This is a genomic window from Halogeometricum sp. CBA1124 (assembly GCF_009741955.1).
Lineage (GTDB): Archaea > Halobacteriota > Halobacteria > Halobacteriales > Haloferacaceae > Halogeometricum > Halogeometricum rufum.
In genome coordinates, this window is the sequence record NZ_WPCD01000264.1 from 1 (window position 1) to 4,314 (window position 4,314).

General features: G+C 68.0%; 3 protein-coding genes and 1 pseudogene. 3 read left to right on the forward strand and 1 reads right to left on the reverse strand.

All coding sequences use genetic code 11. The annotated features are described in order from the left end of the window. A pseudogene (locus GJ632_RS19925) lies at window positions 1-785 on the forward strand (cell division protein); the annotation flags it as partial. Window positions 786-996: 211 nt separating this feature from the next. Here the strand turns inward: GJ632_RS19925 and GJ632_RS19930 are convergent. Beyond that, on the reverse strand, window positions 997-2,346 hold the full coding sequence (locus GJ632_RS19930; protein ID WP_089805122.1) for an alkaline phosphatase family protein: 1,350 nt from the start codon (window positions 2,344-2,346) through the stop codon (window positions 997-999). A 211-nt stretch (window positions 2,347-2,557) separates the two neighbouring features. On the opposite strand from GJ632_RS19930, the gene GJ632_RS19935 reads away from it, so the two are divergent. Together GJ632_RS19935 and GJ632_RS19940 are read left to right on the forward strand one after the other, a co-directional pair. After that, a complete protein-coding gene (locus GJ632_RS19935; RefSeq protein ID WP_343161281.1) occupies window positions 2,558-2,998 on the forward strand; it encodes a DUF5788 family protein in 441 nt (146 codons plus the stop codon). Further along, window positions 2,998-4,314 (forward strand): helix-hairpin-helix domain-containing protein (locus tag GJ632_RS19940; protein ID WP_343161282.1); only part of this gene is annotated, 1,317 nt, incomplete at its 3' end. The genes GJ632_RS19935 and GJ632_RS19940, both read left to right, overlap by 1 nt.

Consider the following 4,314-nt stretch of genomic DNA (forward strand, 5'->3'; position numbering starts at 1 on the left):
TCGCCGGACTCGGCGGCGGCACCGGGAGCGGCGGCGCGCCGGTCCTCGTGAAGGAACTCAAGCGCATCTACGACGTGCCCGTCTACGCCCTCGGCATCCTCCCCGGGGACGACGAGGGGGCGATGTATCAGGTGAACGCGGGTCGGTCGCTGAAGACCGTCGCCCGCGAGGCGGACTCGCTGCTCCTCGTGGACAACGACGCCTTCCGGAGTTCCGGCGAGAGCTCGAACAGGGGTTCGACGCATCAACGAGGCCATCGCGCAGCGAATCGGCCTCCTGTTCGCCTCCGGCGAAGCGGTCGAGGGCGTCGCCGAGAGCGTCGTGGACTCCTCGGAGGTCATCAACACGCTCCGGTCGGGCGGCATCGCCGCACTCGGATACGCCGCCGCCGAGTCCGCCGAGGACGCCGAGGGCAACATCAACGCCGTGATGAGCACGACGCGGCGCGCCCTGCTCACCGGCACGAGTCTGCCCGAGCGACGGAGGCAGACGCCGCGCTCCTCGTCGTCGCCGGGAAACCGGACACGATACCGCGGAAGGGCGTCGAACGCGCCCGTCGCTGGGTCGAGGAGGAGACGGGCAGCCTCCAGGTCCGCGGCGGCGACTTCCCCCTCGACTCCGGGCGCATCGCCTCGCTCATCCTCCTCGGCGGCGTCGAGCGGTCGGACCGCCTCGAAGCGTTCATGGAGCGAGCGAAGGACGCCGTCGAGGAGGCCGAGGCGGCCGAGGAACGCGAGGACCCCGCCAGCGCGTGGAGTAACGACGAACTCGACGACCTCATCTAGACGAGCGGTCGGCACCCGTCCTCTCGGGGACCGTCGGAGCGACGCGGCTGTCCTCGCCGCGCGGCCGTCTGAGCGGACTACCGAGCGTCTGAGCGCATCGTCGACCGTCCGAGCGAACCGCCGACGGCCGGCGCAGGCGCTCTCGACGAGCCAACGCGGGCAAAAAAGACGGGGCGAACCTACTGCGCGACGGTTCTACCGCGGGACGGACCTACTGCGTGACGAGACTGGCGCCGTCGAAGTCGGTGCGACTGTACTCGACTTCCATCAGGTCGAGGATGGTCGGCGCGATGTCGTACAGGTCGGCGTCCTCGATGGTCGCGTCGGGGTCGTCGATGTAGAGCGACGCGTTGTCGAAACTGTGCATCCCGTTGCGGGGGCCCTGCCCGAACACGTCGTCTTTCCCCTTGAAGCCGGACTTCAGGTCGAAGCCGTGGTTGGGGACGACGACGAGGTCAGGCGCGATGTCGTCGTGGTCGCCGCGGAACGCCTCCTCCTTCTCGACGACGCGCGCCGCGACTTTGTTGCCGTCGGGCCCTTCGAGGTCCTCCAGCATCTCCTTCAGTTCGTCGCGACGTTGGTCGTACTCGTCCTCGGGGACGACGCCGTCCGGTTCGCGACCCTCCAGATTGAGGTAGAACCGGCCGGGGATGAGCGAGTACGCCAGCGTGTCGTCGGAGATGTCCTCGAGTTGCTCGTGGTCGTCGTCCTCGTAGGAGAGCCACCCCTCCTGTTCGAGGAGCGCGTTGCAGTGCACCTCGTAGTTCAGCGAGGTGAAGCCGTGGTCGGAGGCGACGACGAGCGTCACGTCGTCGGGCAGCATCTCGCGAATCTGTCCGAGGTAGTCGTCCACCTTGCGGTAGAACTCCATGAACGCCTCTCGGTCCGACGTGCCGTTCTCGTAGTCCTTGAACAGGAAGTGGTTCACCCGGTCGGTCGTCATGAAGACGCCGAAGAACAGGTCCCAGTCGTCCTGCTGGAGGTAGTGGCTGAACGCCTCGAACCGCCGGTCGATGGTCTTGTGGGCGTTCTCGGCGAACTCGGTCTTGTCGTCCTTGTGCCCGAGTTTCGCGTTCACGTCGATGATGTAGTCCATCGACTCCAGTTGGTCGCGGAAGTCGTCGGGGTGGGCGGCCTTGTCGACGCTCGGCGAGAGGAAGCCCGAGACCATCCGCTGGACGTTTCGCTGCGGCGGGAACGTCACGGGGACGTTCATCACGGTTGCCTTCCGGCCGGCCTCCGTCACGCGGTCCCAGACGCGCGTCGCCTGCACGTCGCGACCCATCGGGACGTACGTCTCGTACGACCCGTTCTCGCGGTCCTGAAAGCCGTACACGCCGGTCTCGCCGGGGTTGACCCCGGTCGTGAGCGAGGGCCAACAGGCGGAGGACTCCGGCGGAACGATGCTCTCGATGGCGCCGGCGCTCCCCGACTCGGCCAACGCGGCCATGTTGGGGAACTCGTCGGGGTTGTCGGCGAGGAGACTAAATGGGACGCCGTCGATTCCGATGAAAGCGACACGCGGGTCGTCTTGTCCGCGTAGTCGGTCGAACAAACCCATACGCTCCCTTCCGTGGAGACGCATAAGAACCTTCTTCTACTTCCGAACGGCTGCCGCCGACTGCGACGAGCAGAGAATCGAAGAGTCCAGCGCCGTCGACGCCGAGACGAGGGGGGTGCGTCCGTCGGCGGACTGGAGACGGCCACGCACCGAGGGGGGCCCCGGGGCGAAGGAGCGAAGTGTCGCCCCGCCCTACCGTGGACCGAGAGCCGTGAAGGAGTTCGAACGAAAGCAGTTGCTGGAACGCGTCAACCGCGAGGGGGCGACCATCGGCGTGGACATCCCCGACCGAATCGACGTGCAGGGCGAGGAGGTCGAACTGCGCGACTTCGTCTTCGAGATAAAGCGGCGCGAGAGGGTTCCCAACGGCGAGAAGGAACGCGTCGACCGGGCGAAGAAGAACCTCCGGCGCGAACGCCTCCAGCGACTCCAGCGAATCGAGGAGAACGAGGTGAGCTACGAGGAGGGTCAGCGGTTGGTCGAGAGCATCGTCGGCATCGACCGGGCGCTGAACGCCCTCGAACAACTGCGGCCCGCGAACCTCGAACAGGAGGCGCAGTTGCAGGAGGCGCAGGACCAGAAGCGGTGGATGAACTTCCTGAAACAGGCGCTCGGCCGCGACGGCGGCGCGTCGAAGCGAGGCGGTCGGTAGTGAGCCGAAACGACGAAGTCGCGTCGCTGTTCGAGGAGTTCGCGGACCTCCTGGAGGCGCAGGACGTCGAGTACAAGCCGAACACCTACCGGCGGGCCGCGGAGAACATCCGCGACTACCCGCGACCCGTCGAGGAACTCGCCGCCGAGGGCGAGGACGCCGTCGGCGAGATACAGGGCGTCGGCGACGCCATCTCGGCGAAAGTCGTCGAGTACTTCGAGACCGGGTCCATCGAGGAGTTGGACGAACTCCGCGCGGAACTGCCCGTCGACATGGCGACGCTCACCAGCGTCGAGGGCGTCGGCCCGAAGACCGTCGGGCGACTGTACGAGGAACTCGGCGTCACGACGCTGGACGAACTCGAACGCGCGGCCGAGGAGGGGAAGATACGCGAGGTGAAGGGGTTCGGTCCGAAGACCGAGGAGAACATCCGCGAGAACGTCCCGTTCGCCCGCGAGTCACAGGAGCGCGAACGCCTCGGCGACGCCCGCCCCCTCGCCGACGACGTCCTCGCGTACCTCCGCGACGACGAACACGTCCGGCGGGCCGAAGTCGCCGGGTCGATTCGGCGCTGGCGCGACACCATCGGCGACGTGGACGTCCTCGTCGCCAGCGAGTCCGGCGAAGCCGTCGTCGAAGCGTTCACGGACTGGCCCGCCGCCAACACCGTCATCGAGGCGGGCACCGGGAAGGCGAGCGTCCGGTCGAACGGCATCCGCGTGGACCTGCGCGTCGTCGTCCCCGAGGAGTTCGGCGCGGCCCTGCAGTACTTCACCGGGAACAAGGACCACAACGTCGCTCTCCGGAACATCGCCATCGACCGGGCGCTGAAGATGAACGAGTACGGCGTCTTCGACGTGAGCGAAGTCGAGGACCCCGACGCCGACCAGCGCGCGGGCGACCGAGTCGCCGGCGAGACGGAGGCGTCGATGTACGAGGCGCTCGACCTGCCGTTCGTCCCGCCGGAACTCCGCGAGAACACCGGCGAGGTGGAGGCGGCCCGGGAGGGCACGCTTCCGACGCTGGTCGAGGAGGGCGACGTGCGGGGGGACCTGCACACGCACACCGACTGGTCCGACGGGCGGTACTCCCTGTCGGAGATGGTCGCCGCCGCCGAGGAACGCGGCTACGACTACTACGCCGTGGCCGACCACGCCACGGGGCCGGGGATGGTCGGCGGCGTCGGCCTCGATGACGACGAACTCCGCGACCAGATGGACGCCGTGGCCGAGGTGGCCGCGGACGCGAGCCTCGAACTCCTCCACGGCGTCGAGGCGAACGTGGACGCCGAGGGGGGCATCTCCGTCGGCGACGAC